Source organism: Streptomyces sp. NPDC058157 (genome assembly GCF_042884105.1).
GTDB lineage: Bacteria > Actinomycetota > Actinomycetes > Streptomycetales > Streptomycetaceae > Streptomyces.
Genome location: NZ_JBHVUQ010000320.1, coordinates 1 through 5,589 on the forward strand (window position 1 = coordinate 1; position 5,589 = coordinate 5,589).

General features: G+C 77.3%; 2 protein-coding genes and 1 pseudogene. 1 reads left to right on the forward strand and 2 read right to left on the reverse strand.

Going from position 1 to position 5,589, the window contains the following annotated elements:
• The first annotated feature begins 611 nt into the window (after positions 1 to 611).
• Positions 612 to 2,450, forward strand: a complete 1,839-nt coding sequence (locus ACFVXK_RS36800) for a MinD/ParA family protein (protein WP_389621188.1) — start codon at positions 612 to 614, stop codon at positions 2,448 to 2,450.
• Positions 2,451 to 2,532: 82 nt separating this feature from the next.
• Here the strand turns inward: ACFVXK_RS36800 and ACFVXK_RS36805 are convergent, their stop codons facing one another.
• Positions 2,533 to 3,492, reverse strand: coding sequence for a bifunctional riboflavin kinase/FAD synthetase (locus tag ACFVXK_RS36805; RefSeq protein WP_389621191.1), 960 nt, complete (start codon positions 3,490 to 3,492; stop codon positions 2,533 to 2,535).
• Positions 3,493 to 3,595: 103 nt separating this feature from the next.
• Positions 3,596 to 5,589, reverse strand: a pseudogene (locus ACFVXK_RS36810) (serine protease); the annotation flags it as partial.

Genomic DNA, 5,589 nt, shown 5'->3' on the forward strand with positions numbered 1-5,589 from the left:
CCGCTGCCCCGCCCGCGGGTGCGTTCCCTGCGGGTGCGGGTGCCGAGTCGGCTGTCCCGCCCGCCGGTGCGGTCGCGGCGGGGGCCGGTGCCGGTGCCGCGCCGACTGGCCCGCCTGCGGCAGCGGTTGCGGGAACGGCCGAGGCCACGGCCGGGGCCGCGGCCGCCGGTGCGTTCCCGGGGAGTGCAACTCCCCCGCCTGCGGCGCCGTTCCCGGCAGACGCCAGTGCCGCTGCGGGGGCGGCCGGTGAGTCGGTCGTGCCTGCGCAGCCTGCGGCTGCTGCGCCGTTCGCCGTGCCCACCGTGCCGCCGATGTCCGTGGCGACCGACCCCGTGTTCCCGCCTGCCGCACCGGGCGATGCCGTTGCCGGTGTGCCGGCGGCTGCCGCCGCTGGTTCCCTCGGCGCGAGCGTCCCCGGTCTCCCGGCCGGGTCGACGGATCCGGCCCCGGCCCTCCCGGTGGCTCCGGTTGCGCAGCCGCCGGCCGATGCCGTTCCCCTCGTCCCGCCGCCGGCGGTCGGGGGCGCAGACGCTCATGCTCCGGTCGGGCAGCCGCCTGCGGCTCCTGTCGCCGATGCGTCGGCGGGTCCGGGTGACGCGTCGCCCGCGGCAGTGCCTGCGGATGCCGTCCCGGGGTTCCCTCCGGCCGCGCCCGTCGGCGGGGTCGCCGATGCTGCGGGGCGGACCGCCACTCCGGCCGAGGGGGTGGCCGTCGGCGGGGCGCTGCCCCCGCTGCCGCCCGCCTTCGCCTCCGGCGCACCCCAGGGGTACGGGTTCCCGCAGGCGCCCGGGCCGCAGGACGCCGCCCCGCAGGGGTACGGATTCCCGCCCGTCGGCTCGCAGCAGCCGCCCCAGCCGTACGGGGTGCCGCCGCAGCAGCCCCAGACCCCGCAGGACGCCCCGCCGCAGGCACCCGCCCCACAGGGGTACGGATTCCCGCCCGCCGCCGCGCAGCAGCCGGCACAGCCGCCCCAGCCGCAGGCACCCGGGCCGCAGGACGCCACCCCGCAGGGGTACGGGTTCCCGCCCGTCGCCGCGCAGCAGCCGGCCCAGCCGCCGCAGCCTCAGGCATCCGGGCCGCAGGACGCCGCCCCGCAGGGGTACGGGTTCCCGCCCGTCGGCTCGCAGCAGCCGGCCCAGCCGCCGCAGCCGTACGGGGTGCCGCCGCAGCCCCAGGCACCGCAGGGTGCCGCGCCGCAGGACGCCGCCCCGCACGGGTACGGGTTCCCGCCCGTCGCCGCGCAGCAGCCGCCGCAGTCGTACGGGGTGCCGCAGGGGCCGTACCAGCAGCAGCCGCCCGGTCAGGGGCCCGGTGCGCCGCTGGGGTACACCGCTGCCGTCGAGCTGTCCTCCGACCGGCTGATCCGGGCCAAGCAGAAGGCCCGGCCCACCCGTTCCGGGTTCCGGTTCGGCGGGAAGGCGGCCGAGGCCGACCGCCAGCGCAAGCTGGAGCTGATCCGGACGCCGGTGATGTCCTGCTACCGGATCGCCGTGATCAGCCTCAAGGGCGGCGTCGGCAAGACCACGACGACCACCGCCCTCGGCGCCACGCTGGCCACCGAGCGGCAGGACAAGATCCTGGCCATCGACGCGAACCCCGACGCCGGCACCCTCGGCCGCCGCGTCCGGCGCGAGACCGGGGCGACGATCCGGGACCTGGTCCAGGCGATCCCGTACCTGCACTCGTACATGGACATCCGGCGGTTCACCTCGCAGGCGCCCTCCGGGCTGGAGATCATCGCCAACGACGTGGACCCGGCGGTCTCGACGACCTTCAACGACGAGGACTACCGCCGCGTCATAGAGACGCTCGGCCGCCAGTACCCGATCATCCTCACCGACTCGGGCACCGGGCTCCTGTACTCCGCCATGCGCGGGGTCCTGGACCTGGCCGATCAGCTGATCATCATCTCCACCCCGTCCGTGGACGGGGCGAGCAGTGCGAGCACCACGCTCGACTGGCTCTCCGCCCACGGTTACGCGGATCTCGTCTCGCGCTCGATCACCGTCATCTCCGGGGTCCGCGAGACCGCCAAGATGATCAAGGTCGAGGACATCGTGCAGCACTTCGAGACGCGCTGCCGGGGTGTCGTCGTGGTGCCGTTCGACGAGCACCTCGCGGCCGGCGCGGAGGTGGACCTCGACCTGATGCGGCCCAAGACGCGGGAGGCGTACTTCAACCTCTCCGCCCTGGTCGCGGAGGACTTCGTACGGGCCCAGCAGCAGACCGCGCAGGGGCAGTGGGGCGCTCCGCAGCAGCCCCAGCAGTACGCCCCGCCCCAGCAGCCCCAGCCTCAGCCGCCCCAGCAGCCCCAGGGGCCGTACCAGCAGCCGTACGGGCAGCAGCCCTATCCGCAGCCCGGGCAGCCCTGGCCGCAGGCCCCGGCACCGGCCCCGGCCCCGGCCCCGCAGCAGCCCGGGCAGCCGCCGCGCGACCCGCGGCTCGGCTGAGGGGCGACGAACGCCGGAGGGCCCCTGTCGTCCCGGGACGACAGGGGCCCTCCGGTGTGTCAGGGACCGGGGCGGCGACCCCTCAGCGGCGTGCCGCGTCGAAGGCGTCCGTCAGGGCGCGCGCCCGCTTCACGTCGTCGGCGATGGCCTCCAGCAGCCCGTCGAGCGACTCGAACTTCGCCATCCCGCGCACGTACGCGAGGAAGTCCACCGACACCTGCTTGCCGTACAGGTCGAGCCCGACGCGGTCGATCGCGTAGGCCTCCACGGTCCGCTCGGTCGCGTCGAACTGCACGTTCGTGCCGACGGAGATCGCCGCCGGCATCCGCTCGCCGTCCGCCGTCAGCCACCCCGCGTACACCCCGTCGGCCGGGATCGCGGTGTGCGGCGCCGTCTCCACGTTGGCCGTCGGGTAGCCGAGTTCACGCCCGCGCTGGGCACCGCGCACCACGACGCCCTCGACCCGGTGCGGGCGGCCCAGGACCTCGGCGGCGCCGTCCATGTCCCCCTCGGCGACGAGCCTGCGCGCCAGGGTCGAGGAGAACGGCACGCCGCCGCCCGCCTCGCCGCACTCGACCAGGTCCACGACCTCGACCTCGTAGTCGTAGGTGGAGCCCAGCTCGCGCAGGAAGTCGACGTTGCCGGCGGCCCGGTGGCCGAAGCGGAAGTTGGGGCCCTCGATGACGGTGCGCGCGTGCAGCTTGTCGACCAGCACCTTGACGATGAAGTCGGCCGGGGACAGCTGGGAGAACTCCGCCGTGAAGGGCAGGATCAGCAGGGCGTCGACGCCGAGGCCGGCCATCAGCTCGGCGCGGCGGTCGTACGGGGCCAGGATCGGCGGGTGGCTGCCGGGGCGCACGACCTCGCTGGGGTGCGGGCTGAAGGTCACGACGACCGACGGCACGCCCAGGGCGCGGGCCTTCGCCACGGCCCGTCCGATGATCAGCTGGTGTCCGCGGTGCACACCGTCGTAGGAGCCGATGGTGACGACGCTGCGTCCCCAGTCCTGGGGGATGTCCTCCAAGCCACGCCAGCGCTGCACTGTGACCGCTCCTCGCCCGAACCCTTGTAGTCCCTGTACGGGATTGCCGATTGCAGGTCTAAGACTGCCATGCCGGTGGCCCGGTCCCCGCATCGGAGTCCGCTCAGGTGACGTCGTGGGCGGATCGGCTGAGGGTCTCCACGGTGCGGCGGGCGCCCGGTCCGAGCAGGGCCGCGGCCTCCACCCCGGACTCGGCCAGCCAGCGGGCCACCAGGGCCCCGAAGACCGGGTCGGCCCGGACCAGCTCCACGGTGCGCTGCTCGAACACCTCGGGCCCGCCCGGGGTCCGCAGCAGCTGCCGGCCGGTGCGGCGGAGCAGCTCGCGGGTGCGTTCCTCGGGGCGGGCGCGGGTCGCGGCGGCGAGGGCCGTCAGGAAGGCGCCGAGCACCTGCGGGTCGGGCTCCTCGCGCAGCAGGGTCTCGGCCAGCTCGGCCCGCAGCACCGAGCCGGGCTCGCCGCCGGGCGCGGCGAGTACGCCGGCCAGCGCGGCCCGTACCGGCGGCGGGGCGGTCCGCAGCAGGGCCAGGACCAGCGGGCGCAGCACGGGAGCGGCGGCCGGGCCCTGCTCCAGGCGCCGGTCGACGAAGGCGGCGGCGTGCGGGGCGTCGGCGGGGTGCCGGACGAGGTGCTCCCGTACGAGGTCACCGGCGCGGCGGGCCAGCGCGGGGGTGGTCAGCGCGGCCAGGGCGCGCAGTACCTCCCCGTCCGCGCGGGCCCGCAGGGCGTCGAACACCGCGTCCGGGTCGGGCAGTACGGGCAGGGCCGCGACCAGGGCGGAGGCGGGCAGCCGGGAGCCGCGGTCGGGGTCGCGGAAGCAGTCGAGGGCGTCGGTCAGGCGGCGGGCGCGGGCCTGGGGGTCGCGCAGCAGGATCCCGAGGGCGCTGCCGTGCAGGGGGAGGTCGCCGGGGCGGGCGAGGAGGGCCTCGGCGGCGTGGCGCAGCAGTTCGCGGTCGGCGGGGGTGCGGACGTGCGGGGCGGTGGCGAGCCCGTACGCGGCGGCGGCCACGCGGCGGCCGGGGCGGTCGTCGTGTGCCCAGCGGTCGACGGCGCGGGACATCGCGGAGGGCTCGTCCTCGGCGAGGACGGCGAGGAGTTCGTCGGCGCGGGGGTGGGCGGCGTCGACGAGCGCCTCGGTCAGGTCGTCGGGGGCGAGGCCGCGGTGGGTGTGCAGGAGCGCCTGGGCGGCGGTGGCCACGGTGGCGCCGGGGCGGCCGCGCAGCCGGCGTTCGTCGGTGAACCAGGTGCACAGGAGGGGCAGGACGCGGTGCGGGGCGCGGGCGAGGCGGCGTCCGGCGGCCTCGAGGTAGCGGTGGTCGGAGGGCAGCAGGCGGCGCAGCAGGTCGAGCCGGTCGGACTCGGGCAGCCGGAGCCGGTTCCAGAACCAGCCGCCGAAGTCCTGCGGGCCGGCCCGGGCCACGTGCTCGGCGAGGGCGTGCAGGACGGGCAGGTGGGGGGTGGCGTCCGGGGCGCCGAGCAGGGTGCCGCGCAGCAGCCGGGCGGCCCACCAGACCCGGTCGGGGTGCACCTCGCCCGGCGGGGCTTCGGCGAAGGCGTTCAGGGCGTCGACCAGCCGGGCCGGCTCCTGCGCGGTCCCGGCGGAGGGGGGCCTGCGGAGGGCTTCGAGCACGGGCCCGATCCGGTGGCGGGGTACGGGCGGGCCGGGGGCGGCGGGGCCGGAGTGGACGAGGGAGTCGAGGGCGCCGGCGACGTCGAGGTGGCAGGACTGGAGCCAGTCGGAGAACTCCTCGTGGGCGAAGCGGTAGCCGGGGCCCGCGGGGACGAGGAGGCCCTCGGTGAGGACGGCGGAGGCCCAGCCGGTGCGCCAGGGGAACAGCTCCTCGAAGGCGGCCCGGTCGAGCTGCCCCTGTCCGGGGCCCAGGCACCGCCGCGCGGCCTCGTGCACCCGCCCGGCCACCCGCACGGCGAGCCGCCGCACCCCGGGGGCGTACACCCCGGGCCCGTACGCCCCGGCGGGCGGCTCCCCGTCGCCGTGGTCTCCGGCCTTGCCGAAGGGGTCCGCAGGGCGGCGGGAGCCCGTGGCCCGGCCTCCGCCCTGTCCGGCGGCCGGGCCGGCCCCGGGAGGGGCGCCCGGGGGCG